The organism is Lentzea tibetensis, assembly GCF_007845675.1.
Lineage (GTDB): Bacteria > Actinomycetota > Actinomycetes > Mycobacteriales > Pseudonocardiaceae > Lentzea > Lentzea tibetensis.
In genome coordinates, this window is the sequence record NZ_VOBR01000017.1 from 142,285 (window position 1) to 166,450 (window position 24,166).

Annotated in this window: 25 protein-coding genes; 8 read left to right on the plus strand and 17 right to left on the minus strand. The window is 70.4% G+C overall.

Annotation, left to right across the window (positions count from 1 at the left end; all coding sequences use genetic code 11):
- Window positions 1–28 precede the first annotated feature (28 nt).
- The gene (nrdR, locus tag FKR81_RS25880; protein WP_146355328.1) at window positions 29–490 is read right to left on the minus strand and encodes a transcriptional regulator NrdR; all 462 of its coding nucleotides are present in this window, start codon (window positions 488–490) and stop codon (window positions 29–31) included.
- A gap of 310 nt (window positions 491–800) precedes the next feature.
- Between nrdR and FKR81_RS25885 the strand changes: the two genes are divergently transcribed.
- Together FKR81_RS25885 and FKR81_RS25890 are read left to right on the plus strand one after the other, a co-directional pair.
- Window positions 801–1,223 (plus strand): hypothetical protein, encoded by a 423-nt coding sequence (locus FKR81_RS25885; RefSeq protein WP_146355330.1) that lies wholly within the window; start codon window positions 801–803, stop codon window positions 1,221–1,223.
- Between the two features lie 17 nt (window positions 1,224–1,240).
- Window positions 1,241–4,216 carry an AfsR/SARP family transcriptional regulator gene (locus FKR81_RS25890; RefSeq protein ID WP_235921769.1) on the plus strand — a complete coding sequence of 992 codons (2,976 nt, stop codon included), beginning with the start codon at window positions 1,241–1,243 and terminating at the stop codon, window positions 4,214–4,216.
- Window positions 4,217–4,254: 38 nt separating this feature from the next.
- Here the strand turns inward: FKR81_RS25890 and FKR81_RS25895 are convergent, their stop codons facing one another.
- From FKR81_RS25895 to FKR81_RS43730, 4 genes are all read right to left on the minus strand, one after another.
- The gene (locus FKR81_RS25895; protein WP_146355332.1) at window positions 4,255–4,662 is read right to left on the minus strand and encodes a hypothetical protein; all 408 of its coding nucleotides are present in this window, start codon (window positions 4,660–4,662) and stop codon (window positions 4,255–4,257) included.
- Between the two features lie 19 nt (window positions 4,663–4,681).
- On the minus strand, window positions 4,682–6,040 hold the full coding sequence (locus tag FKR81_RS25900) for a S1 family peptidase (RefSeq protein ID WP_146355334.1): 1,359 nt from the start codon (window positions 6,038–6,040) through the stop codon (window positions 4,682–4,684).
- Window positions 6,037–6,498: a peptidase inhibitor family I36 protein gene (locus FKR81_RS25905; RefSeq protein ID WP_146355336.1), complete on the minus strand. Its 462-nt coding sequence runs from the start codon at window positions 6,496–6,498 to the stop codon at window positions 6,037–6,039. The genes FKR81_RS25900 and FKR81_RS25905 overlap by 4 nt, the downstream gene beginning before the upstream one ends.
- An 81-nt stretch (window positions 6,499–6,579) precedes the next feature.
- Entirely contained in the window at window positions 6,580–6,720 is a 141-nt protein-coding gene (locus tag FKR81_RS43730) for a hypothetical protein (RefSeq protein WP_186763172.1), read from the minus strand.
- A 344-nt stretch (window positions 6,721–7,064) separates the two neighbouring features.
- Between FKR81_RS43730 and lexA the strand changes: the two genes are divergently transcribed.
- Complete coding sequence (gene lexA / locus FKR81_RS25910; protein WP_235921777.1) at window positions 7,065–7,730, plus strand: transcriptional repressor LexA; 666 nt, start codon at window positions 7,065–7,067, stop codon at window positions 7,728–7,730.
- On the opposite strand, the gene FKR81_RS45185 is transcribed toward lexA, so the two are convergent.
- Window positions 7,705–8,397: a GbsR/MarR family transcriptional regulator gene (locus tag FKR81_RS45185; protein WP_146355340.1), complete on the minus strand. Its 693-nt coding sequence runs from the start codon at window positions 8,395–8,397 to the stop codon at window positions 7,705–7,707. The genes lexA and FKR81_RS45185 overlap by 26 nt on opposite strands.
- A 110-nt stretch (window positions 8,398–8,507) precedes the next feature.
- Here FKR81_RS45185 and FKR81_RS25920 point away from each other — a divergent pair, with 110 nt between their 5' ends.
- Window positions 8,508–9,569 (plus strand): cytochrome P450, encoded by a 1,062-nt coding sequence (locus tag FKR81_RS25920; RefSeq protein WP_235921770.1) that lies wholly within the window; start codon window positions 8,508–8,510, stop codon window positions 9,567–9,569.
- Here FKR81_RS25920 and FKR81_RS25925 read toward each other — a convergent pair.
- From FKR81_RS25925 to FKR81_RS25935, 3 genes are read right to left on the minus strand one after another with little or no spacing between them, the layout of a single operon-like run.
- Complete coding sequence (locus FKR81_RS25925) at window positions 9,566–10,513, minus strand: hypothetical protein (RefSeq protein WP_146355343.1); 948 nt, start codon at window positions 10,511–10,513, stop codon at window positions 9,566–9,568. The genes FKR81_RS25920 and FKR81_RS25925 overlap by 4 nt on opposite strands.
- Window positions 10,510–11,952 (minus strand): GTPase HflX, encoded by a 1,443-nt coding sequence (gene hflX / locus FKR81_RS25930; protein WP_146355345.1) that lies wholly within the window; start codon window positions 11,950–11,952, stop codon window positions 10,510–10,512. Before hflX ends, FKR81_RS25925 begins: the two co-directional genes overlap by 4 nt.
- Window positions 11,953–11,979: 27 nt before the next feature.
- Window positions 11,980–12,468, minus strand: a complete 489-nt coding sequence (locus tag FKR81_RS25935; RefSeq protein ID WP_146355347.1) for an ArsR/SmtB family transcription factor — start codon at window positions 12,466–12,468, stop codon at window positions 11,980–11,982.
- A gap of 53 nt (window positions 12,469–12,521) precedes the next feature.
- Between FKR81_RS25935 and FKR81_RS25940 the strand changes: the two genes are divergently transcribed.
- Both FKR81_RS25940 and FKR81_RS25945 read left to right on the plus strand, forming a co-directional pair.
- Window positions 12,522–13,745: an MFS transporter gene (locus FKR81_RS25940; RefSeq protein ID WP_146355349.1), complete on the plus strand. Its 1,224-nt coding sequence runs from the start codon at window positions 12,522–12,524 to the stop codon at window positions 13,743–13,745.
- A gap of 11 nt (window positions 13,746–13,756) precedes the next feature.
- A complete protein-coding gene (locus FKR81_RS25945) occupies window positions 13,757–14,629 on the plus strand; it encodes an SMP-30/gluconolactonase/LRE family protein (RefSeq protein WP_146355351.1) in 873 nt (290 codons plus the stop codon).
- On the opposite strand, the gene dapF is transcribed toward FKR81_RS25945, so the two are convergent.
- From dapF to FKR81_RS25960, 3 genes are read right to left on the minus strand one after another with little or no spacing between them, the layout of a single operon-like run.
- Entirely contained in the window at window positions 14,602–15,396 is a 795-nt protein-coding gene (dapF, locus tag FKR81_RS25950; protein WP_146355353.1) for a diaminopimelate epimerase, read from the minus strand. The two genes, FKR81_RS25945 and dapF, sit on opposite strands and share 28 nt — an antisense overlap.
- Window positions 15,384–16,292: a tRNA (adenosine(37)-N6)-dimethylallyltransferase MiaA gene (gene miaA, locus FKR81_RS25955; RefSeq protein WP_186763173.1), complete on the minus strand. Its 909-nt coding sequence runs from the start codon at window positions 16,290–16,292 to the stop codon at window positions 15,384–15,386. Before miaA ends, dapF begins: the two co-directional genes overlap by 13 nt.
- Window positions 16,289–16,975 carry a class III extradiol ring-cleavage dioxygenase family protein gene (locus FKR81_RS25960; protein ID WP_146355355.1) on the minus strand — a complete coding sequence of 229 codons (687 nt, stop codon included), beginning with the start codon at window positions 16,973–16,975 and terminating at the stop codon, window positions 16,289–16,291. The genes miaA and FKR81_RS25960 overlap by 4 nt, the downstream gene beginning before the upstream one ends.
- 171 nt (window positions 16,976–17,146) lie before the next feature.
- Here FKR81_RS25960 and FKR81_RS25965 point away from each other — a divergent pair, with 171 nt between their 5' ends.
- Window positions 17,147–18,475: a DUF349 domain-containing protein gene (locus tag FKR81_RS25965; RefSeq protein ID WP_146355357.1), complete on the plus strand. Its 1,329-nt coding sequence runs from the start codon at window positions 17,147–17,149 to the stop codon at window positions 18,473–18,475.
- Window positions 18,476–18,618: 143 nt separating this feature from the next.
- Here the strand turns inward: FKR81_RS25965 and FKR81_RS25970 are convergent, their stop codons facing one another.
- The 3 genes from FKR81_RS25970 to miaB form a co-directional block, all read right to left on the minus strand.
- Window positions 18,619–18,897 carry a hypothetical protein gene (locus FKR81_RS25970; protein ID WP_146355359.1) on the minus strand — a complete coding sequence of 93 codons (279 nt, stop codon included), beginning with the start codon at window positions 18,895–18,897 and terminating at the stop codon, window positions 18,619–18,621.
- Window positions 18,898–19,089: 192 nt separating this feature from the next.
- On the minus strand, window positions 19,090–19,566 hold the full coding sequence (locus FKR81_RS25975) for an Rv2732c family membrane protein (protein ID WP_146355361.1): 477 nt from the start codon (window positions 19,564–19,566) through the stop codon (window positions 19,090–19,092).
- Entirely contained in the window at window positions 19,563–21,029 is a 1,467-nt protein-coding gene (miaB, locus tag FKR81_RS25980; RefSeq protein ID WP_186763174.1) for a tRNA (N6-isopentenyl adenosine(37)-C2)-methylthiotransferase MiaB, read from the minus strand. The genes FKR81_RS25975 and miaB overlap by 4 nt, the downstream gene beginning before the upstream one ends.
- Before the next feature lie 80 nt (window positions 21,030–21,109).
- Between miaB and FKR81_RS25985 the strand changes: the two genes are divergently transcribed.
- Window positions 21,110–22,000, plus strand: coding sequence for a TAXI family TRAP transporter solute-binding subunit (locus FKR81_RS25985; RefSeq protein WP_235921771.1), 891 nt, complete (start codon window positions 21,110–21,112; stop codon window positions 21,998–22,000).
- Between the two features lies 1 nt (window position 22,001).
- Here the strand turns inward: FKR81_RS25985 and FKR81_RS25990 are convergent, their stop codons facing one another.
- Together FKR81_RS25990 and FKR81_RS25995 are read right to left on the minus strand one after the other, a co-directional pair.
- Complete coding sequence (locus FKR81_RS25990; RefSeq protein ID WP_146355365.1) at window positions 22,002–23,387, minus strand: sensor histidine kinase; 1,386 nt, start codon at window positions 23,385–23,387, stop codon at window positions 22,002–22,004.
- Entirely contained in the window at window positions 23,387–24,061 is a 675-nt protein-coding gene (locus FKR81_RS25995; protein ID WP_146355366.1) for a response regulator transcription factor, read from the minus strand. Before FKR81_RS25995 ends, FKR81_RS25990 begins: the two co-directional genes overlap by 1 nt.
- Window positions 24,062–24,166 lie beyond the last annotated feature (105 nt).

Consider the following 24,166-nt stretch of genomic DNA (forward strand, 5'->3'; position numbering starts at 1 on the left):
AGTTCAATGCACGCTGGAGCGCACTAGTTCACTGCCCAGCCCCACCGCGGGCAGTGCGAAGATCAGAGATCTCCTTCTCGAAGTCCTCGACGGAGGAGAAGGAGCGGTACACGCTCGCGAAGCGCAGATACGCGACCTCGTCGAGCTCTCGGAGTGGACCGAGGATCGCCAAACCCACCTCGTGGCTGGGAATCTCAGCGCATCCGGTCGACCGGATCGACTCTTCCACTCGCTGGGCGAGCTGCTGGAACGCGTCCTCGTCGACGGGTCGGCCCTGACAGGCCCTGCGGACACCGGTGACGACCTTGTCCCGGCTGAACGGCTCCGTGACACCGGAGCGCTTGACCACGGCGAGGATCGCCTCCTCGACCGTGGTGAACCGTCGGCTGCAGCTGGCGCAGGAACGACGACGGCGGATCACCTGACCCTCGTCGACCTCGCGGGAATCGACCACACGAGAGTCGGAGTGCCGACAAAAAGGACACCGCACGCCTGTTCACCCCTTCCCAGCGCAGCACCGACCACAGCAGCCGCACACCGGTTGGGTTACCCACAACCTGTGGACTACTTACAACGGTGTAACCACTAGATGTAGGGGTAGAACCTAGATCTCCACGCTAGCGGTTGCAACTCGACACGGCGTGTCGGACGACACTCGGATGGAGGAATCCGAGGTGAACTGCGACTACTACGCACCGGTACCGGCAGATGACCGTCGGGCAACCTCGCCACCCGCCGTCCGCGTGATATTCCTGTGACGCGTCACTCGGGTGGCGCAACCGACAAGAGGGAGTGGCATCTTGGGGGCTGGGGTGAAGAGGGCCGCCGTGGCGGCCTTGCTGGTGGGCGCGTGCACGACACTGACACCGGAGGCGCACGCCGTCAGCCAGTCGGTGACGGCCAAGTGCGCGAAGGCCGACTTCAGCGGTGAGTTCAAGCTGTCCTACGACACCGGGGCCGGGTTCTACCGGCTGAAGGCGGGCAGGGGCGGAGCCGGACCGTACATCGGCGACTCCGGATCGATGAACGTCAAGGTCAACTACCGCGAGGGCGGCACCACCAACAACGCGGTGAACCGCACGAAGAGCGGGCTCAAGTCCGACGAGGTCGGCGAGGTCCCGGTCAACGGCACGAGCGTGCCGAGCACCAGCCGCGCGTGGGTCGAGGTCAAGTTCTCCGACAGCAGCGGCGTGCGCTGCACGGCGCGGAAGAACCTGATCTGAGTCCGACGTACCGCATCTTGGGACCGGTCACGGTCCTCGGTCCGGCCGGGCCCGTGCGCCCGGCCGGCCAGAAGCAGGCCTCGGTGCTGGCGGCGTTGCTGCTCAGCCCCAACCGGGTCGTGCCGGAAGACCGGCTCATCGACCTGACCTGGGGCGAGCAGGCGCCGCGCAGCGCTCGGGGCAGGCTGCAGGTGCACGTGTCGGACCTGCGCAAGCTGCTCGGCGCCGACGTGATCACCCGGAGCTCGTCCGGGTACGCGATCGAGGTCGGGCCGGGCGCGCGCGACCTCGACGTGTTCGACGCCGTCGTCGCCGACGCCCGCGGGCTGACCGGCGCCGCCGCCGTCGCGCGCCTGCACGAGGCGCTCGAGCTGTGGACGGGCACACCGCTCGACGGCGTCAGCGACGAGCTCGCCGAGCTGGAACGCCCCGCGCTCGTCGAACGCAGGCTCGCGGTCGTCGAGGAGCTGCACGAGCTGCGCATCGCCGAGGGCCAGCCCGCCGAAACCGTCGCCGACCTGCGCAAGCTCGTCGACGAACACCCCTACCGGGAACGGCTGCGGGCGGCGCTGATGCTCGCGCTGCACCGGTGCGGCCGGGCCGCGGAGGCGCTCGAGGTCTACGCACAGGGCCACGAGCTGCTGGTGTCCGAGCTCGGCATCGAACCCGGACCGGCGCTGCGGGACGTGCAGCTGCGGATCCTGCGCGGCGAGGACCAGGCGCCGGTGACCACCGTCCGCCCGGCCGAGCTCCCCTTGGCCGCCCGAGGCTTCGCTGGCCGCGCCAACGAGCTCGCCGCACTCGACTCCGGCGACGACGGCGTCTGGGTGATCACCGGGACCGCGGGCGTCGGGAAGACCGCGCTCGCCGTGCGGTGGGCGCACGACGCGCGCGACCGCTACCCCGACGGCCAGCTGTACGTGAACCTGCGCGGCTTCGACGCCGACGACGAACCGCTCAGCCCGACCGCCGCGCTGGCCCAGCTGCTGCGCGCGCTCGGCGCCTCTCCGTCCGAAACGGACGACCAAAGTGGACTGTTCCGGTCGCTGCTCGCGGACCGGAAGGCGTTGGTGGTGCTGGACAACGCGCGTGATGCCGCCCAGGTGCTGCCGCTGCTGCCCTCGACGGGCCGCGTGCTGGTGACCAGCAGGCACCGGCTGGGCGACCTGGTCGCCCGCACCGGCGCCCGCTCGCTCGCGCTGACGCAGCTGCCCGGCCACGACTCGCACGCACTGCTCACCTCGGCGCTCGGCGCGGACCGCGTCGCCGCGGAGCCCGCTGCCGCCGCCGAGCTGGCCGAGGTGTGCGGACACCACCCGCTTGCCTTGCGCATCGCCGCGGCCAACGTGGGCGCAAGCATCGCGGCGACCGTGGCGGAACTGCGCGGCGACCCGCTGCTCGCCCTGGACGGCGCCGAGCTGGGCGCGGTCGCGACCGCGTTCTCCCTGTCCTACCAAGCACTTCCAGCCGATCAGCAACGGCTGTTCCGGGTGCTCGGGATCGTGCCGGGACCGGACTTCACGCCGCACGCCGCGTCCGCGTTGCTCGACGTCGGCACCGGTGTGGCGACGCGCCTGCTGCGCGGGCTGGCGGCCGCCAACCTCGTCGAGGCGCACGCACCCGGCCGCTACCGGTTCCACGACCTGGTGCGCCGCTACGCCGAAGAGCTCGGGGACGAAGCGGAGGCGTGGGACCGGTTGTTCGCGAGCTACCTCGCGATCACCGACGCCGCGGTCGCCCACCTGGCCAAGCGGATCGTGACGCTCCCCCGCGACGACCAGCCGGGGCCGAGCCCGGTCGAGTTCGCGGGCAGCGCGGAAGCCGTGGCGTGGCTGGACGTCGAGGCGCCGAACCTGGTCGCCGCGCTGCGCAGGGCAGCGGTGAGCGGCCCGCGCCCGCAGGTCTGGTACCTGGCCGACGCGGTGCGCCGGTTCTTCCACGACCACGGCAGGCGCGCGGAGTGGCTGGAGCTGACGCCCGTGCTGCTGCGCGCCGCCCGGCGGCACGAGGCACCGGCCGCGGAAGCGTTGCTGCACCTCACGATGGGCGGAGCGGCGTTCCGCGAGGGACGCCACAAGGACGGCATCGCGCACACCACGGAGGCGGCACGGGCGAGCCGCGCGTGCGGGTGGCGCGAGTGCGAGGCGAGCGCGGTGGCGAACCTCGGATCCATGCTCGACTGGTCGGGCAGGCTCACCGAGGCGGTCGAGCACAGCCGGCGCGCGGTCGAGCTGTTCCGCGAGCTCGGGAACCCCTCGGGCGAAAGCCACGCGATGAACTCGGTGAGCTGCCACTACCGCCAGCTCGGCAGGCTGGCCGAGGCACGGGAGTGCCTGGACGAGTCGGTCGCGTTGTGCCGCAAGGAGTCGCTCTCGTTCTGGGAGGCCGCCAACCTGGCGGACCTCGGGTCGGTGCTGCTGGCACTCGGCGATCACCAGTACGCCGAGCACACCCTGCACCTCGCGCTGGAGTTGTTCCGCGAGCTGGGATCCCGCTTCGGCGAGGCGACCGCGCTGAACGGGCTGAGCGCCGTGCACCTGGCCCGCGACGACCACGACGCCGCACGTCAGGCCGCCACCGAGGCACTGGAGTGCGCCCGGCAGGACGGCGACCAGCAGGCCGAGGCCGTCGCGTTGATCAGGCTGGGCCGCGCGACCTCCGGACGGCAGCACCTCGTGCGAGCGCTGGAGATCGCGAAGCGGTCCGGCCTGCGCGGGCTGGAGGCGGAGGCGTCCGCCGCGCTCGCGCACGTTCTTGCTGTCGCACACCCCACGACAGCACGATCGCACGCGACCACCGCCCTCGCGGTGGCGCGAGCGGGCGGGTTCCGGCTCCTGGAGGCGGAGGCACTGCTGGCCGTCGCCGCCGCGGAGTCACCCGAGCAGGCCGGACACGCGGTGCGGGAGGCCCTGCGCATCTGGCACGACACCGGTCACGTCACCGGCGCCGCACGCGCGACGCGTGCCCTGGAGGACCTCACCGCGCGGTCGTGAGCGGGGTTGGGGGACACCCGCCCACGACCGAGCTCACCTCAGGCCACGCCCGTGTCGGTGTCGCAGTACTTGAGCTCCGCGCCCTTCTCCTTCTGCAGGCACACCTGCAGGTACACCTTGGTGCCCTCGGGGATCTCGATGTCGTCCGGGAACTTGTCGCAGTTCAGCCGCGGGTCCTGGTGGTGCCCGGTGTGGTGCCACAGCTTGCGCTCGTGCGTGACGCCACCCGTCGTCCAGGTGAGGCGACCGCGCACGCCGAGGCTGTCGTAGTCGCGGTCGCAGATCCCGAAGTGCTCGCCCTCGGCCCTGAACCAGGCCATGCCGCCCTTGGGGTCCGGGTCGTCGCTGTAGACCTCGACGTCCCTCGCCGCGCTGGCCCCCGGCGTCATCGACAGCAACGTGCCGACCGCGATCGCCGCAGCCGCGGCAACTCGTCCCATGCTCATTTGTTCTTCCTTTCGATGTCTAGCGAGGTGCCTGCACGCGCAGCACTCCGGCGAGTGCCTTCTCCGCGAGCGAGGTGTCGGTGAAGTAGTCCCAGCAGCTGCCGCTGGTGTTGTAGCTGCCGCCGCTCAGCACGCCCTTGGCCGCGACGCCGCCGTCACCGCGGACGGTGTAGATCGGGGCGCCGGAGTCACCGCCCCTGGTGCAGTTGCCGTCGCGGTGGCCTTCGGTGGCGTTGCGCAGCACCGCGCCGCTGCCGTAGCGGACGGTCACGTTGGTCGAGATGACCTTCCAGCCGCACATCTCGCCGGTGACCTGGCCGCTGACGCAGTACCGGTCGCCGCTGCCGGACCGGCTGCGCCACTTGTCGGTGACGGCCCTGGACTGGCCGGAGTTCCGGCCGCCGCGGTAGACGCGGTGGCTCGAGGCCTTGCCCGCGGCCATCTTGATCGTGGACACGTCGCCGGAGTAGTAGCTCTGGCCGTGCCACTTCACCGACCCGGTGGTGTTGTTCCAGTTGTCCGCGGTGACCTCGCCCATCACGCCGTTCGGGTTGGACGCGGTCTTGTTCAGCGCCGTGCAGTGCCCCGCCGTGAGGACGTAGGACGCGCCCTCGTGCACCCAGCCGAACGCCGTGGAGCAGCCGTCGAACAACGCGCCGCCGTAGTACGGGCTCTTGTCCGACTGCCTGGTGTCCTTCTGCTCCGGCGCGGCCATGCCCGGCACCAGGTAGAGCGCCACCCGGTCCGCGCCGTACCTCGCGGCCAGCGCCTCCCGCAGCTCCTGCGTCACCTGCGCCGCCTTGACCAGCACGCGGTTGTTCGGCGCGTCGACGTACGCCGTGCGCAGCTCGCCGCCACCCGGCAGCGAGGTCTCGAGCACCTCCTGCTGCACCTGGTCGAGCTCGGCGAGGCTGAACCGCACCCTGGGCACGTGCGGCCGCACCGTCCACGTCGGACCCGCCTGCTGCACGGCCATCGCGCTGGGCTCGGCGGCGGGTTTCTCGGTGACGCCGTCGTCCGGGATGCTGCCGTCGTCCGAGCCCAACCCCAGAGGGCTCGCGGCGACGGTCATGCTCGCGCTCGCACTGTCGACAGTTGACAGCGACGCCGTGGTCTTCACGGGCGCGACGACGGTGTCGAAGTCGGCGTACGGCATCGAGTACTCGGCCGGGTTGGCCTGCGCGCGGTCCATCGCGATGTCGAGCGCGGCGCGCGTGGTGTCCGGCAGCGACGGCTCGTCCTCGCGCGGGTCGTGCGTGATGACGGCGACCGCCGTGCCGGTCGCGGGCTGGTCGCCGGTGATGGCGGCCTGTGCGGGAACCGCGGCAGCGGCGCAGGCCACGACCGCCAGCCCCACGCAGGTGAGCGCACGTCTCACCGGAAGGACTTCATGTAGAACGTGGTGCTCGGGACCCGCGCGCCCGGCCGGTAGCTCATCGACGGCGTGCCGTGGCAGTTCTGCCCGGTGCGCATCGACGAGATCGCCGTGCTGCCGCCGACCTTCAGCGACTTGACGATGTAGATCTTGTTGGGCTGGCCGGGGTAGACGTTCCAGCAGTCCCGGTCGGTGACGGAGACCTCGTACTTGTCACCGCGGTAGTTCGTCTGCTTCCAGAAGCACACGGCGTGCCCGGTGCAGGACGTGTCCGCGGCCTCGGCGGTGCCCTCGGGTGCTTCCCGCGTCACGACACCGTTGCTGTAGGTCGTGACGACGACGCCCTCGGCGGTGGTGACGCTCTCCGACGTGACGACGTCGGCCTGTGCGGCGGTCGCGCCGGTGATGGTGGCGACCGCGACGGCGGCGGCGACGAGCACCGCGCGCAGGTACTTCGGCATTCTTCCTCCGGAGGTGGTCTTGTCTGTCGCACCGCATGGTCGACAGGGCCACTTCCGTGAGGCTTCGGTCCGGCTTCGGTCTTACGGAATCTGCTGCATGTACAGCACACCGATCGCGATGACCGTCAGCATGCTCAGGATCCCGACGGCCAGCAGTTCGAGCACCGACTCGCCCTTGGGCCGAACGTGGCACGACCGCGACTCGCGCTGAGCGACGGCCACGACGGGCCGCGGGCGCGTCGCGGGGCGCCGGGGAAGGACACGCGGACCCGATCGAAGGGGACGGCCGAGTGCGACGGCCTCAACCTCTTGCCTGGTCCGAACGAGAACCGCCATGACGCCCTCCGAGAGCTAACCAGCAGGTCATCCAGCTTGATCGAACATCGGTTCGATCGAACGTCCGTGCGAATTTCTACCACCTCGGGCCGTCGAAATCCACAACACGCCGAGACTTACCTCGAACAGGTGTTTGATCTGGACGAGAAGTGCGACTACCGTCCACAACTGAAGATCGTCGAACAAAGGACTGGACTGTGGCGCGCAAGACGATCGTGGATCCGGACAACGTGCCGTTGGTTCCCCCGCGGGTCACGGACATCGCCGGCAACGCGGGCCTCACGCTGCGCCAGCGGAAAGTCCTGGACGTCATCAGGGACTGGGTCGACAGGTTCGGCTACCCGCCGAGCGTGCGGGAGATCGGCGAGGCGGTCGGGCTGACGTCGACGTCGTCGGTCGCGTACCAGCTGCGCGCGCTGGAGCGGAAGGGCTTCCTGCGCCGCGACCCGAACCGGCCGCGCGCCGTCGGCATGCTGCCGAACGAGATCGACGCCGGGCTGGACCCCATGTCGAAGCCCACGCCCGCGTACGTGCCGATGCTCGGCCGCATCGCCGCCGGTGGGCCGATCCTGGCCGAGGAGTCGATCGAGGACGTGTTCCCGCTGCCGCGCGAGATCGTCGGTGAGGGCGAGCTGTTCCTGCTGCGCGTCGTCGGTGACTCGATGGTCGACGCGGCCATCACCGACGGCGACTGGGTCGTCATCCGCAAGCAGCCGACCGCGGACAACGGCGAGATCGTCGCCGCGATGATCGACGGCGAGGCGACCGTCAAGACGTTCAAGCGCAAGGACGGGCACGTCTGGCTGATGCCGCACAACCAGGCCTACGAGCCGATCAACGGCGACGAGGCCACGATCCTCGGCAAGGTCGTCACCGTGCTGCGCCGTCTCCCCTGAGTTCTGCCCACCACTTCTCACCCGCGTCGACCATGTCCTGGCTGATGCGTTCGAAGAAGCGGCCCATGAGGTCGAGGCGTTCGCCTGCGGGCGTCGCCCCGAACAGCGCGGCGCCCTCGCGGCCGGCGTCGGCCCACTTGAAGTTCATGCGCGTGCTCGACTGCCACGCCTGGAACCACACGTCGGCACCCACGACGTAGTGCTCGCGCCGGGTGCGCGGATCCCGTGAGCGGCCGATCAGGTCCATCGCCACCAGCATCGACACGGCCTTCGAGATCGACGCCGGGCTGACACCGAGCCGCTGGGACAGCTCCGCCGCGGTCATGCTGCCGCTCTCCGTCACGTAGATGCAGGTCAGCACGCGCGCGGCTGTACGAGGTATCCCGGTGTCGACCATCAACTCGACGAGCCGGGCCACGAACGCCTGCTCCGGGCCCGACATCTCCTCCACCCGCGGCGCCGTGACGCGGCGGTGGGCGCGCTTCGACGACGCCTGCTGGGCGCGGTCCGCGCGGTAGGCGTAGATGCCGCCGTTGCGCGACACCTCGCGGCTGACCGTCGACGTCGGCCGTTGCAACCGGCGGGCGATCTCGGCGTACCCGAGGCCTTCGCGCAGGCCCGTCGCGATGCGCTGACGGTCCTGGCGAGTCAGTCTTCCACCGGGCATCTCGAACGCTCACTTCCGCTGCTCAGCAAGGAAAAACAGTGTGCATTAACGCACACGCCATTGCAACCGACTCGTTGCAGCACCATGAAACGCAACGTAGCTTTCGCGTTATGGAAACCACGGGGGAACTCCAGCCGATGACCTGTCCGGACGGCCACGAGGGGTGGCTCGCGACCGGGAGGAACGCCGTCCGCGCGGTGCTCGCCGACAACCGGTTCAGCATCCGGCCCGACCTCATGCACTTCCCGTTCGCGGACACCGGCGGCGAGACGGCGCCGCCCTCGCCGCCCGGTGCTTTCGGCGACGCCGACCCGCCGGAGCACACCCGCTACCGGCGCGCGCTGACCGGCCAGTTCACCGTCCGCCGGATGCGGCAGCTGACCGAGCGGATCGAGGAGATCACCGCCGAGCACCTGACCGCGATGGAGAAGCAGGGGACGACGGCCGATCTCGTCCCGGCGTTCGCGCTGCCGGTGCCCGCGCTGATGATCTGCGAGCTGCTGGGCGTGCCCTACACCGAGCGCGAGCGCTTCCAGGCGGACGCGATCATGGTGACGGGCTCGATGGCCGACTTCGCCGAGACGGGTGCCGCGTTCGTGCGGCTGCAGGAGTACATGGGCGAGCTGGTCACGGCCAAGCGCGTGCGACCGCAGGACGACCTGATCAGCGGCATCGTCGGTGAGGACTTCACCGACGAGGAGCTGGTCAACATGAGCCTGATGTTGCTCGGCGGCGGGCTCGACACGACGACGAACGTGTTCGCGACCGGCCTGCTCGAGCTGCTCCGCTCACCCGAGCTCGTCGCCGAGCTCAGGGCGAAGCCGGAGGAGGTCGTCGAGGAGCTGCTGCGCCGGACGACGATCATCCCGACGCTGGTGCGCTCGGCGCTGGAGGACGTCGAGATCGACGGCCAGGTGATCAAGGCGGGCGACACGGTCGCGTTGTCGCTGGAGACGGCGAACCTCGACCGGTCCGGCAACCACATCGCGTTCGGGCACGGCATCCACCAGTGCCTCGGGCAGCAGCTCGCGCGCGTCGTGCTGGGCATCGGGTTCCCGGCGCTGTTCGAGTGGTTCCCGAAGCTGCGCCTCGCCGTGCCGGAGGCGGAGTTGCCGGTGCGCCCCCACGCGCTCGTCAAAGGCCTGCTGGCGCTGCCGGTCCGCTGGGATTAAGCCCTGCGGCGCATCCGCAGGCCGATCAGCAGCGCGGCGACGAGCACGACGCCGCCGATGCCGAGCGCCAGCGGCCAGTTGTTCCACGACACCACCTCGGCGCGGGGCGCGTCCGACGCGGTTTCAGCAGGGGGAACTGTGGTGGTGGGTGGCGGTGGCTTCGCGAGCGCCGCCGCTCCCGCCACGGCGCGGATCGGCGCGCCGGTGCCCTCCGATCCGGAGAGCAGCGTGCCGTCCGGGTCGAACGCGATGGCCTCGCCCTGCTGCTCGTCCGGCAGCGGGATGCGCACCGGGTCACCGGACAGCGCCTTCACCAGGTCGCCGTCCGGAACCGGGAACAGGTAAGCCTCTGTGTACGTCCGCAGCGCCACGACGGACCCGTCCGGCATGGCTGCACCACCGGTCACCAGACGCGAGTCCAGCGTGCCCTCCAGGGGCCCGCCGGGGGTGTCCGTGGACGGCAGCGACACGCGCGCGACCTGTTCCAGCGCAACGGGAGCAGCGGCGTTCAACGGCGCCGTCGGGCGGTAGACGAGTGCGGATCCCAAGGGCTCCTTGGTGATCACGTACGGCGTGCCGGACTTGTCCAGCAGCAGCGCCTCGGCGTCGTGCTTGCCGTCCGGGTAGGTCAGCCGGAACAGCTGGGCGGTGCCGTCCTGCGCCACGACGTGCAGCGCGACGGTCTCGCGGGACTTGCCGTTGTCGCCGGTGTCGGCGAGCCACAGCTTCCCGTCCGGTGCGAGCGCCATGTCCTCGACGTCGAACGGGTTGACCGGCGCGGTGATGGTCCGCTTGACGACGCAGTCGCGGCCCATCACCTGCACGCGCAGGGTGCCGTTGTCGCTGTCGTTGACGGCGAACCAGTTCGTCCCGTCGGACGCGAGCCCGGACAGCTCTTCGATGCTGACCGGGCACACGTCCACAGGTGGTGGGAGCGGGATCAAGCAGGCGTGCCGTTCGTCGCGAACTGCTCCAGCAGGCTCGCCAGGTCGGGCCGCACCCGAGCGCTGAGCAGGGTGCCCGCCTCGGTGTGCTTCTCCGACAGGATCTCGCCGTCGCGGTGCACGCGCGCGACGACCTCGCCGCGGGCGTACGGCACGAGCGCCTCCACCACGACCTCCGGCCGCGGCAGGAGACCGGCGATGACCGTGCGCAGCTCGTCGATGCCGACACCGGAGTGCGCCGACACGAACACGGCGGACGGGAACAGGTGCCGCAGGCGGGCCATGGTCAGCTCGCCCACCGCGTCGATCTTGTTCACCACGAGGAGTTCCTGCGGCATCGGCGCGTCGCGCTTCTCGTTGATCTCGCCGAGCACCTCGCGCACCGCCGAGACCTGCTTCTCCGGCATGCCGTCGGAGCCGTCGACCACGTGGACCAGCAGGTCCGCGTCGGCGACCTCCTCGAGCGTCGACCGGAACGCCTCGACCAGCTGGTGCGGCAGGTGCCGCACGAAGCCGACCGTGTCGGTGAGCGTGTACGGCAGGCCGTCCGGCGTGAGCGCCCGGCGCGTCGTCGGGTCGAGGGTCGCGAAGAGCGCGTCCTCGACCAGCACACCGGCGCCAGTCAAGGCGTTGAGCAGCGACGACTTGCCCGCGTTCGTGTAGCCGGCGATGGCGACGCTCGACACTTCGTTCGCGACGCGCTTGCCGCGCTTGGTCTCGCGGATCACGCCGATCGCGGCGATCTCGCGGCGCAGCTTGGAGATGCGCGCGCGAATGCGCCTGCGGTCGGTCTCGATCTTGGTCTCACCGGGTCCGCGCAGACCCACGCCGCCGTTGCCGCCACCGGCGCGACCACCGGCCTGCCGGGACAGCGACTCACCCCAGCCGCGCAGACGCGGCATCAGGTACTGCAGCTGAGCCAGCTCGACCTGGGCCTTGCCCTCCTTGGAGGACGCGTGCTGGGCGAAGATGTCGAGGATCAGCGCGGTCCGGTCGATGACCTTGACCTTGAGCTTCTCCTCGAGCTGACGCAGCTGGCCAGGCGAGAGCTCGCCGTCGCAGATCACCGTGTCCGCGCCGGTCGACTGCACAACATCCCGCAGCTCCATGACCTTGCCGGAGCCGATGTACGTCGCGGGGTCCGGCTTGTCCCGACGCTGCACGACACCCTCGAGCACCTCCGAACCGGCGGTCTCGGCGAGTCGAGCCAGCTCGGCGAGCGAGGCCTCGGAGTCCGCAGCGGTCCCCTCGGTCCACACACCGACCAGCACGACGCGCTCCAGGCGCAGCTGCCGGTACTCGACCTCGGTGACGTCCTGGAGCTCGGTGGACAGTCCCGCGACCCGGCGCAGCGCGGCACGCTCGGCGAGTTCGAACTCTCCGGTGGAGATGTCCTCCCACTCGCTGAATGCTGAGTTTTCGGCGTTGTTTTCCGTCATTTGCCCTTCATCGTCCCATGGATCCGTTCAGTCCCCCGGATACACCGCGAGGTAGATCGCGACACGGGGAGCCTCGGGATCTGCCGGCTGATCAGCCAGCTCTTCCATCAACGCCGTGAGCCGGCGCTTTAGTTCCTCTGGATCGGCGTTGACGACGAGCCGGGTCATGTCGACCTCCCCCACCCCGGCATCGGCGACCTCGCCGAGGAAAGCGTGCAGCATCGCCTCGCCGACCGAAACCATATTTTCGCTGTTGTCGAGCTGCCAGGACAGCCGGGTGGACCGGTACGGGATCTCTTTGGCACCCCGGTTGCCGGCTCGGACGGGCAGCGCCTCGAGGAATCCGGTCGCGACGAGCTTGCGCACGTGGTGCAGCGTCGTGGCGGGGTCCTTGCCGAGCCGGTGCGCCAGCTCCTTGTTGGTGAGCGGGTGGGCGTCGGTCATGCGGAGGATGCGCAGCCGGAGGTCCGAGCTGAGCGCTGCCGCCTCGTCCGCGGTCGACTTGCGTCTGTGCACGGGGTGAGCATAAGTGATTGACAGTTTCCAATCACTCGTCGCACACTCGGAACATGGCACTCAGGGGGCATGCGGACTTCACCCGGTTGTGGACCGGCGACACCATCAGCCAGTTCGGCGCGATCCTCGGGTACACGGTGTTCCCGCTGCTCGCAGCCAGTTTGCTGCACGCGTCACCGTTCGAGATGGGCCTGCTGGAAGCCGCTCTGATGGGTGCTTTCCTCATCATCGGGCTGCCGGCGGGTGTGTGGGTGGACCGGATGCGGCGCAGGCCGCTCATGATCGCCATGGACCTCACCCGCGCCGCGCTGGTGCTGACCGTGCCGGTCGCGTGGTGGCTCGGCGTGCTGACGCTCGCACACCTGATCGTGATGGCCCTGCTCCTGGGCGTGTGCACGGTGTTCTTCGACGTGGCGTACCAGTCGTACCTGCCGTCGCTGGTCGGCCGCGAGCACCTGGTGGAGGGCAACTCGAAGCTGCAGGCCAGCGCGTCGGTCGCCGAGGTGACCGGGCCGGGTCTCGGTGGCTTCGCGGTGCAGTTCCTCGGCGCGGCGAACGCCGTGCTCGCGACCGGGATCGGTTACCTGAGCTCGGCGTTCTTCCTGTTCCGCATCCGCGCGGAGGAGCCGCGTCCGGAGCGGCGCGAGTCGCCGAACCTGGTGCGCGAGGTGATGGAGGGCCTGCGGTTCGTGTTCCACAACCGGACGCTGCGGGCGATCGTCGGCTGCACCGGCACGGCGAACCTGTTCAACGGCGTGCGGATGGCCGTGATGGTCCTCTTCCTGGTCCGCACGCTCGAGCTCAGCGCGGCCCACGCCGGCCTGGTGTTCAGCTTCGGCGGGCTCGGGGGCGTGCTGGGTGCCGCGACGGCCAACCGGATGCAGAAGTGGTTCGGGCAGGCGCGGCTGATCTGGCTGTCGATGGTGGTGACGGCACCGTTCCTGCTGCTCACGCCGCTCGCGGCACCTGGCTGGCGGATGGCGTTCGCGCTGGCGTCGGTGTTCGGCTTCGGGTACGGCGTGATCATCTACAACATCGCGCAGGTCAGCTACCGGCAGACCATCTGCCCCGACCACCTGCTCGGGCGGATGAACGCCAGCATCCGGTGGGTCGTGTGGGGGTCGCAGCCGGTCGGCGCGCTCATCGGCGGGCTGCTCGGCGAGTGGATCGGGATCGTCGGGACGCTCTGGGTGTCCGCGATCGGCGGGTCGCTGGCCGGCCTGTTCGTGGTGCTCTCACCGTTGAGGACGATGCGCGACCTCCCCGCGAATGTCTAGCGTCGAGCCACATGGCTGACACCACAGTGCTGCGGGACGGGCTCTTCTTCGGCGAGGGACCGCGCAAGGGTCCCGACGGACGGTTGTTCTACTCGGACTTCTACGCGCATGAGGTGCGCGCGATCGACCTCGGGACCGGCGAGGACGAGCTGATCTGCACCGTTCCCCAGCAGCCGTCCGGGCTGGGCTGGCTGCCGGACGGGCGGATGCTCGTCGTGTCGATGCTCGACCGGCGCGTGCTGCGGCTGGAGTCCGACGGCACGCTCGCCGAGCACGCCGACCTGTCCGGCGTCGCGACGTTCCACGCCAACGACATGCTGGTGGACGGCTCCGGCCGGGCGTACGTCGGCAACTTCGGGTTCGACCTGCACGGGCTCATCGACCAGTTCGGCATCCCGAAGCTGATGGAGCCGTCGTTCGAGCCGGAGGGCGCCGCGCTCGCGCTGGTCCAGCCGTCGGGCGAGGTGAGCGTCGCCGCTGACGACCTCAAGTTCCCCAACGGCACGGTCCTGCTCGACAACGGCTCTTTGGTGGTGGCGGAGACCGTCGCGTTCCGGCTCACGGCGTTCGACGTCGAGGACGACGGGACGCTCACCAACCGCAGGCTGTGGGCCGACGTGCGCGAGCACGGCATCGCGCCGGACGGCACCGCGACCGACGGCGAGGGGATCTGGGTGGCCGCGGCGATCCAGGCGGCCGCGTTCCGGGTCACCGAGGGCGGCAAGGTGACGCACCGGGTCGAGACGACGCAGCCGTGCTTCGCCGTCGCCGTCGTCGACGACACGCTGGTGTGCGTGACCGCGCCCGACTCACATCCGCGGGTCGCCGCCGCCGAGCAGCAGGGGAAGCTCGAGACCTACCGGATCGAGTCCCACCAGGCCTGATCGATCTCACCGCGGGCGACCAGCACGGCCGGGCCGGTCAGCGTGGACGTCGTCGACTCGATCACGACGGTCACCTGGCCACCCGGCACGTCCACGGTCGCCTTGCCGGTGCTCTGCCCGATGCCCCACAGCCACGACGCGACGGCCGCGACCGTGCCCGTGCCGCAGGACCGGGTCTCGCCGACGCCGCGCTCGTGGACGCGCATGCGCAGCGCGCCGTCGTCGATGACGTTGACGAACTCGACGTTCACGCCGTGCGGGAACATCACCGGGTCGTGCGCGGGGGGCACGGTCAGGTCGAAGTCCTCGACGGGCACGTCGGTGACGCACGCGAGGTGCGGGTTGCCCACGTCGACGGCGACGCCGCCGAAGCCGCGGCCGTCGACGGCCGCGATGGACGCGCCGGTGACCTTTGCCCAGCCCATCTCTATCGTGACGGAGCCGTCGGGGTGCGTGACGACGGGCCGTTCACCGGCCCTGGTGTCGACGACGAACTCGCCCTCGGGCTGGAGACCGGCGTCGACCAGGTAGCGGGCGAAGACGCGCAGGCCGTTGCCGCACATCTCGGCGACGGAGCCGTCGGCGTTGCGGTAGTCCATGAACCACTTGCCGTCGCTCTTCACGACCCGCAGGACGCCGTCCGCGCCCAGCCCGCGCTGCCGGTCGCACAGCGCCTGCACGCGTGCGTCGGTCAGGTCCAGCTCACCGTCAAGGTCGGGGAGGATCACGAAGTCGTTCTCCGTGCCGTGCCCCTTCACGAACTCCACGTGACCAGGTTACTGGCCGCATCGACGAGATCGTCGCGTGCACCGTCGAGCCACGTCACGCGACGATCTCGTCTGAACCACGACCGCTGCCTGCGCACGAACCGGCGTGTTGCACGCTTCGTGTTGTCGACTGCATCCAATATATTGCATTCAGAATCCAATGCACTGAGTACTTGCTGGTAGCCCAGTGCGCGCGACGCCGTCTTCCCCTCGCGGAGTCCGCGCGCTTCGAGCGCGACGACCTCGTCGACGAGTCCGGCGTCGAACATCAGGTCCACCCGGCGGTCGACGCGGTCGTCCAGTTCGGACACTTCCCGGTCGACTCCGATGAGGACGGTGCCGTAGCGGGCGGGGCCGGGTTTCGGCAGGTTCGCGGAGAACGGCTCGCCGGTCAGCTCGATCACCTCCAGCGCCCGGACGATCCGGCGGCCGTTGGAGGGCAGGATCGCGGCCGCGGCGGCGGGGTCGAGCACGCGCAGCCGTTCGTGCAGGGCCTCGGTGCCAACTGTCGACAGTTCGGCCTCGAGGCGGGTGCGGATCGCGTCGTCCGTGCCGGGGAAGCGGAGGTCGTCGAGCACCGCCTGGACGTACAGGCCGGAGCCGCCCGCGAGCACGGGTGTCCGGCCGTCGGCGAGCAGCCGTTCGATCACCGCGCGGGTCTCGCGCTGGTACGCGGCGACGCTCGCGGTCTCGGTCACGTCGAGCACGTCGAGCAGGTGGTGCGGGACGCCCTCGCGTTCCTCGATCGTCATCTTGGCGGTGCCGATGTCCATGCCGCGGTAGAGCTGCATGGCGTCGGCGTTGACGACCTCGCCGCCGAACCGCTGCGCGAGTCGCACGGCCAGGCCGGACTTGCCGGTCGCGGTCGGCCCGACGACGGCGATGGGCGTGATCACGGGCGCTCCCAGACGGCGACGTGGTAGCCGACGCCGAACGGCGAGAAGAAGTCGTTGCGCGCGCAACGCCACGGTCCGGGCACACCGGCGAGGATCTGCCACGCGGGCACGCCCTGCGCGCCGAGCTCGCGCGCCTCGCCGAGGTCCAGCGCCAGCAGTCCCTCGGTGTCGGCGGCGGCGAGCAATTTGCTGATGTGCGCGTCGAACGGCCCGGATCGTTCGTCGTTTCCGCCGGGCGAGCGCAAACCGTGCCGAATCGAGCCGTCACCCAGCACCAGCAGGCCCGTCTCCCCCGGCTCCTCGGCGAGACGCCGTCCAATTGAGACACATTCGGGTGGAGTTGTTCCCGGCGGCACGACTTCGACGCGTGACACCTCGGCTGCGCAGCGTTCGCGCAACCAGGCCGCCACGAGCACCGGCAGCGGTACATCCGGATCCGTTGCACCGGCAACGCCCAATGACACCTTCACATCAACGCCATAACCGAGAAAAGTTCCGTTCACCGTCGGCTCGAAGGTCGCCGGACCTGACGGGTCGACCGCGACGGCGACCCATCTGCGAGGCAATTCTCCTGCTGCGGCAAGGGTTGCGGCCCTCACCGGCGCGGTCTCCCCCACCGCTCCCGCGACCAGTTCGGGGACCAGGAGGGGTGGGTGCGGGACGACCGCGGCACGCGTGATCACGACGAACCAGGCTACCTATCGTGGACTCCCAGTACCGAGTCGAGCTCTGACCTGTTTGAATGCGCGCGGGGTACTGGGGAATGTTGAACCTCCGGTACCCGGATTGCATCGGCCCCGCTGCTGGCGGGGCGCTCGTGGCTGGCACGGGCGTCAGATGGGAGGAAACCGGCGATGTCGGAGCAGGACAGCACACCTGAGGCCGTCGAGGTTGCGGGTGGAGTCGAGGAAACGCCGAAGGAAACCACGCAGGCGACGCCTCCGGCCCCGGCCGTGCCCGTGGCATCGGACCACCCTGACCGCTGGGGGCGTGTGGACGCCGACGGCACCGTCTACGTGAAGACCGCTGATGGTGAGCGCGCGGTCGGTTCGTGGCAGGCGGGCGAGCCCGCCGAGGGTCTCGCGCACTTCGCGCGTCGGTTCGACGACATCCGCACCGAGGTCGAGTTGCTGGTGACGCGGCTCGAGTCCGGCGCAGGCGACCCCAAGCACGCGCTGACCAGCGCCAAGCACGTCAAGGAGACCCTGGCGGAGGCCGCCGTGGTCGGCGACCTGACCGCGCTGGCCGCGCGGGTCGAGTTCGTGCTCGCGCAGGCCGAGGTCGGTCTGGAGAAGGCGAAGGAGGCCAAGGAGGCCGCCCGCGCCCAGTCCGTCGCGCGGAAGCAGACCCTGGTCGAAGAGGCCGAGTCGCTCGCGAACGAGTCGACCCAGTGGAAGGTCGCCGGCGATCGGCTGCGCGCGATCCTCGACGAGTGGAAGACCATCCGCGGCGTCGACCGCAAGACCGACGAGCAGCTGTGGCGCCGGTTCTCCAAGGCCCGTGACGCGTTCAACCGCCGTCGCGGCTCCCACTTCGCGGACCTCGACCGCCAGCGGTCGGTCGCGAAGAGCGCGAAGCAGACGCTCGTCGAGGAGGCCGAGAAGCTGGTCGACTCCGACGACTGGGGTCCGACCGCGGGCCGCTACAAGGAGCTCATGGTCGAGTGGAAGGCCGCCGGGCGTGCGCCCAAGGAGGCCGACGACGCGCTGTGGCAGCGTTTCCGCGCCGCGCAGGACGCGTTCTTCCAGAAGCGCTCCGAGGCGTTCAGCGAGCGCGACGCCGAGTTCGCGACCAACGCGAAGCTGAAGGAAGAGCTGCTGGCCGAGGCCGAGCAGATCGACCCGTCGCACGACCTCGAGGCGGCCCGCAACCACCTGTACAAGATCCAGGAGCGCTGGGACGCCATCGGCAAGGTGCCGCGCGAGCGGATCCGCGAGCTCGAGGGCAAGCTCCGCACGATCGAGGAGCGGGTCCGCGGCGCGGTCGACGCCCAGTGGCGCCGGTCCGACCCCGAGGCCGAGGCGCGCGTCGCCCAGTTCCGCGAGCGGGTCGAGCAGTTCGAGGCTCAGGCCAGCAAGGCCCGTGCCGCAGGCGACAAGCGCCGGGCCGAGCAGGCCGAGGCGCAGGCCGCCCAGTGGCGTGAGTGGCTGGCCGCGGCCGAGCAGGCGCTCGCCACCCGCTGAAGCAACTGACGAAGGCCCCCTCGACGCGTCGAGGGGGCCTTCGCTGTGTTCAGGCCCGCTCACGCGACTGGCCGGCCGAGGCCCTCGATGATCCGCCGATGCAGTTGTCCCCACCTGGGCTCCGCAGGGCCCGTTGCCTCACGTCAAGATGCCCGCGTGGGCGGGGTCGTTGCCTCGTGAGGAATGCCCGCTGCGGACAGGCGTCGGTAGGGCTTGACCGAAAAGGTCTTGGTGACCTCGGTGGCGAGGGCGTCGGTGACGGCGTGGATCTCGCGGCGGACGGCGGCGGGGTTGAGGGTCAGATAGTGGCCATGCAGGCGTGACTTGTCGCAGACGTCGACGGTCGGGTCGGCGCAGGTTCGTTGGAACGGGGTCTGGTACCGGCGGGTGAGCTGACGCGTCACCGCCTTGCGCTCCCCCATGCTCAGACCCATCCCTCACCATGCGCCCGCACCCTGCTCCGCGGGCATTCCTTCATGAGGCAACGAACCCGCTACGCGGGCATTTTCTGTGAGTCAACGCGGGGCCCGGAATTGTCGGTGCCGGCTGGGATAATTGCGATCAGGGGTTCCCCTGGCGGGGACGCCTGCGAGAGCGCGGGGTCGCGGACGAGGTCACAGGTGCGGCGGGCGGGAAGCGGCGATGCGCAGCCACTTCACCAGCAACACGATCACCGCGATCACAGCCAGCACCAGCCCGAACCCCGGACCGGGCCCCACAGACTTGTTGCTGGTAGTCGTCTGCTGCGACCAGATCGACAGCACCCCGATCACGGACGCCGCGAACAGCCCGAGCGAGCACACCCACGCCAGCCCCCACCGCCGCACGGCCAGCGTCAGCCCGGAACCCACGACACCCACGCCGAGAGCGAAGAACGCGAACAGCCGCGGCACGAAGGCCTGCACCTCACCCAGCAGGACGCGCAGCCCGCTCACCCCGTTGATCCACGGCAGCACGAGCGACACCAGGATCGCCATCACCGCCAGCGCGATCGTCAGCGCACCGGTGCCGGGGTCGATGCGCTTCGCGGCCTCGCGTTCGACGCCGTCGATCTCCTCGCGGAACGCCGCGAGGTCGTCCGCGTCGCTCACTGGACAGCACACCCCGACACGACGGGGAGCGGCTCGGGTGTGCCGAAGCCGGGCAGGCCCAGGGTCACGCCGGCGGTGCGAGGTTTGATGCCCGCCTCGGAACGGTCACCGGCCAGCGTGCGGCGCCACGACACGGGCTCGCCGTCGGCGACCAGGTAGTGCGGGGCGCCGTAGGTGATGACGGTCGAGACGACGTCACCGGGACGCGGCGCCGTGGCACCCGGCGTGAAGTGGACGAGACGGCCGTCGCGGGCGCGGCCGCTCATGCGGTGCGTCTCGGCGTCGCGCTTGCCCTCGCCGGTCGCGACGAGCACCTCGACGGTGCGGCCGACCTGCTCGCGGTTGAGCGTGTGCGTCATCTCGTTCTGCAGCACGACCAACCGGTCGAAGCGCTCCTGCACGACTTCCTTCGGCAGCTGGTCCGGCAGCGACGCGGCGGGCGTGCCGGGGCGCTTCGAGTACTGGAACGTGAAGGCCGACGAGAAGCGGGACTCGCGGACCACGTCCAGCGTGCCCTGGAAGTCCTCCTCGGTCTCACCGGGGAAGCCGACGATGATGTCCGTCGTGATGGCCGCGTCCGGCATGGCCGCGCGGACCTTCTCGATGATGCCCAGGTACTTGGCCGTGCGGTACGAGCGGCGCATCTCCTTCAGCAGGCGATCCGAGCCGGACTGCAGCGGCATGTGCAGCGAGTGGCACACGTTCGGCGTCTCGGCCATCGCGGCGATGACGTCGTCGGTGAAGTCCTTCGGGTGCGGCGAGGTGAACCGGACGCGCTCCAGGCCGTCGATCGAGCCGCACGAGCGCAGCAGCTTGCCGAACGCGAGGCGGTCGCCGAACTCGACGCCGTAGGAGTTCACGTTCTGGCCCAGCAGCGTCACCTCCAGCACGCCCTCCGCGACCAGCGCCTGCACCTCGGCGAGCACCTCGCCGGGGCGGCGGTCGCGCTCCTTGCCGCGCAGCGACGGGACGATGCAGAACGTGCAGGTGTTGTTGCAGCCGACCGAGATGGACACCCAGCCCGAATACGCCGAGTCGCGCTTGGCCGGCAGCGTCGACGGGAACGTCTCCAGCGAGTCGAGGATCTCGACCTGCGCCTCGCGGTTGTGCCGGGCGCGGTCGAGCAGGACCGGCAGCGAGCCGATGTTGTGCGTGCCGAACACCACGTCCACCCACGGCGCGCGGCGAACGATCTCGCCCTGGTCCTTCTGCGCCAGGCAGCCGCCGACGGCGATCTGCATGTCCGGGTTGGCCGCCTTCATCGGCGCCAGGTGGCCGAGCGTGCCGTAGAGCTTGTTGTCGGCGTTCTCGCGGACCGCGCAGGTGTTGAACACGACGACGTCCGCTGGTGAGTCACCGGCGACGGGCTCGAGGCCCGCGTCCTCCAGCAGGCCGGCGAGACGCTCGGAGTCGTGCACGTTCATCTGGCACCCGAACGTGCGGATCTGGTAACTGCGGGTCACTGCAACCAACCTTTCGTCGGTGACAGCGTAGAACCCCCGCGTGACACGATGCGCGGGTGTTGGGACGTGTGCATGCCGCCATGACCTTGCTGGCCGTCGCGGGGACGGTGCTGGCCGGGTGTGGCACGACGCTCGAGAACATCAAGCTCACGATGGCCACCGGCATCCCGGGCGGTGTGTACAACACGCTGGGCAACGCGCTGGCGGACATCTGGAGCGGCCGGCTCGGGATCGTCCGGCCGCAGGTCGTGCCCACAGCGGGGTCGGTGGACAACATCAAGCGGCTGGTCAACGGGCAGGCCGACATCGGGTTCACGCAGGCCGACGCCGTGGACACCCCCGGATCGGGCAAGCTGCGGGCGCTGGCGCGGATGCACGACGACTACCTGCAGATCATCGTCAGAGCCGACGTCAAGGCGACCAGGCTGGCCGATCTCGCCGGCCTGCGGGTGTCCATCGGGGAGCCGAGCTCCGGGGTCGAGCTCATCGCGTCGCGGCTGCTGCGCTCCGCCGGGGTCGCGCCGCAGATCGAGCACCTCAGCCTCGACAAGTCGGCCGACGCCATGCAGGAGGGCAAGATCGACGCGTTCTTCTGGTCCGGCGGCCTGCCGACGGCGCGCGTCACGCGGCTCACGAAGTCACTCGGTGTGCGCATGCTCGACCTGAGCGACGTGCTGCCGAAGCTGCGCGAGGAGTACCCCGCGTACGGGTCGGCGACGCTGCCCGCGTCCACCTACAACCTGCAGGGCGGGCCGGTGACGACGCTCGTCGTCCGCAACTTCCTGCTGGCGACGGAGTCGATGTCCGACGAGGTCGCCGAGGCGCTGGTGCGGCAGCTGTTCGAGTCGCTGCCGGACCTGGTGAAGGCCAGCTCGGCGGCGCGCACGATCGAGCCGCGCACCGCGATCGAGACGACGCCGGTGCCGCTGCACCCCGGTGCGATGCGCTACTTCCGCGACGTCAAGGTCTAGCTCATACAGCCGGCAACTCGATCACGACCCGCAGGCCACCGTCCTCAGGTGACTCCAGCACGACGACGCCCTCGACGCGTTCGACGACGAGCCGCACGATCGACAGGCCCAGCCCCGATCCGGGGACGTTCTGGTGCGCCGGGCTGCGCCAGAACCGGTTGGTGGCGCGGTCCAGCTCCTCGGGCTGCAGGCCGGGCCCGTGATCGGTCACCGAGAGCCGCACGCGGCCGTCGGCACGCCGGACGTCGACCACGACGAGCGTCCCCTCCTGGGTGAACTTCAGCGCGTTGTCGAGCAGCGCGTCGAGCACGGTCTCGACGCCGCGCGGCGGGGCGAGCGCCATGCCGCCGGGCTGGCCGTCGAGCACGAGGTGCACGTCCTTCGCGGCCGCCGCGGCCTGCCACGCCGAGAGCCGGGCGGCGACCGAGCGGTCGACGTCCACCGGCACCGGGTCGACCGAGCTGGACTCGGCCCGCGCCATCGCCAGCAGCTCGTCGAGGATCCGGTTCAGCCGGTCGGTCTCGGAGAGCGCTTCCAGCTGGTGCACCTCCGCGTCGGCGTCGACGTGTCCCTCCAGGTTGGACAGTCGGAGCTTCAACGCGGTCAACGGGTTGCGCAGCTGGTGCGACGCGTCGGCGACGAACGCCCGTTGCGCGGCGAGCGTGTCGGCCACGTTCACCGCCATCTGGTCGAACGACCGGCTGAGCTGGCGCAGCTCGGGCGGGCCGTGGTCGGCGTCGACCGGCGGCACCGGCCTGCCGGACACGACGGCGGCGAGCAGCTTGCCGGTGGCCTCGTCCAGCGCCTGGACCGGCCGCAGCGTCCACCGCACCACCGGCAGCGCCAGCAGCACGGCCATCGCGAGCACCAGCAGCGACGCGGCGAGCAGCAACGCCCACCAGCCGAGGATCTCGAGGCGCGTCTTGTCCGTCGGCGAGAACGTGACGACCGCGCCGCGCACCTCGCCGTCCACCAGCACCGGCTCCGCCAGCACCACCTCGGCCGTGTTCCACGGCATGAAGAGCTTCGGCGCGGTCGGCAGCCTGCCCGCGAGCGCCTCGTTGACGCGGTCCTGCGCCTCGGCGCCGGTGAACGGCAGGCCGGCGCGCGACGTCACGAGTGGACGGTCGGGCCGCTCCCTGCCGACGACCGCGACGCCGACGCCGTAGACCTCGTCGTAGCGCTCCAGTTCGGCGCGCAGCAGCTGCGGCTTGTCGTCGATCAGCGGGCGGCCTGCGAGCGAGGCGAAACGGCTCGTGTCGGTGAGCCGGTCGAGAAACATCTCCTGCTGCTCGGCCGCCGCGACACCGCGGCCGAGCGGGACGCCGAGCCCGACGAGCACGAGCACGATGAGCGCGAGGACGACCCCGAGGAGCCGCGAGCGCATCAGGCCTGCCCGAGGCGGTAGCCGACCCCGCGCACGGTCTCCAGCAACGCGGGCCGCCCCAGCTTCGTGCGCAGCGTCGCCACGTGCACGTCCAGCGTCCGGTTCGCGCCGGACCAGGTGCGTCCCCACACCTCGGCGAGAATCCGCTCGCGCGTGCAGACGGCACCGCCCGCGGCCATGACCAGCGCGAGCACCTGGAACTCCTTGCGCGAGAGCGACACGGCGTCACCCGCGACGGTGACCTCGTGCCTGCCCAGGTCGACGCGCACGTCACCGGTCTGGAAGATCTCCGTGCTGGACGCGCCGACGCCGACCGGGTCGGTGCCGCGCCTGCGCCGCACCGCGTGCACGCGGGCCACCAGCTCGCCCACGTCGTAGGGCTTGACCAGGTAGTCGTCCGCTCCGGCGTGCAGGCCGAGAATGCGGTCGTCGATCTCCCCGCGCGCCGACACGACGATGATCGCCACGTCGCTCGCCGCACGGATCGCGCGACACAGCGTCACCCCGTCGATGTCCGGAAGTCCCAGGTCGAGCAGCACGACGTCGACGCCGCTGAGCCGGTCGAGGGTGCCGCGACCGGTCGCCTGGCGGTCCACGGTGAACCCGCGCCTGGTCAGGGCGGGGAGCAACGCTTCCGCGACCCGATCGTCGTCCTCGACGAGCAGCACGCGCACTTTTCGTACCTCCCGGCAACCGAAGCCAGCCTGTGACAGAGTTGAGACCCTAAGTCTTGCTCAATGATCTGGACTGGTGTGGTGGCACAACTCTAGGTTTCCGCC

Bases quoted from the DNA above. Each gene is read 5' to 3' on its own strand.
- FKR81_RS25895 (WP_146355332.1), bottom strand. From the start codon at position 4,662: ATGAGCATGGGACGAGTTGCCGCGGCTGCGGCGATCGCGGTCGGCACG.
- FKR81_RS25905 (WP_146355336.1), bottom strand. From the start codon at position 6,498: ATGCCGAAGTACCTGCGCGCGGTGCTCGTCGCCGCCGCCGTCGCGGTC.
- FKR81_RS45185 (WP_146355340.1), bottom strand. From the start codon at position 8,397: ATGCCCGGTGGAAGACTGACTCGCCAGGACCGTCAGCGCATCGCGACG.
- FKR81_RS25920 (WP_235921770.1), top strand. From the start codon at position 8,508: ATGGAAACCACGGGGGAACTCCAGCCGATGACCTGTCCGGACGGCCAC.
- hflX (WP_146355345.1), bottom strand. From the start codon at position 11,952: ATGACGGAAAACAACGCCGAAAACTCAGCATTCAGCGAGTGGGAGGAC.
- FKR81_RS25940 (WP_146355349.1), top strand. From the start codon at position 12,522: ATGGCACTCAGGGGGCATGCGGACTTCACCCGGTTGTGGACCGGCGAC.
- FKR81_RS25945 (WP_146355351.1), top strand. From the start codon at position 13,757: ATGGCTGACACCACAGTGCTGCGGGACGGGCTCTTCTTCGGCGAGGGA.
- FKR81_RS25965 (WP_146355357.1), top strand. From the start codon at position 17,147: ATGTCGGAGCAGGACAGCACACCTGAGGCCGTCGAGGTTGCGGGTGGA.
- FKR81_RS25970 (WP_146355359.1), bottom strand. From the start codon at position 18,897: ATGGGGGAGCGCAAGGCGGTGACGCGTCAGCTCACCCGCCGGTACCAG.
- FKR81_RS25985 (WP_235921771.1), top strand. From the start codon at position 21,110: ATGACCTTGCTGGCCGTCGCGGGGACGGTGCTGGCCGGGTGTGGCACG.
- FKR81_RS25990 (WP_146355365.1), bottom strand. From the start codon at position 23,387: ATGCGCTCGCGGCTCCTCGGGGTCGTCCTCGCGCTCATCGTGCTCGTG.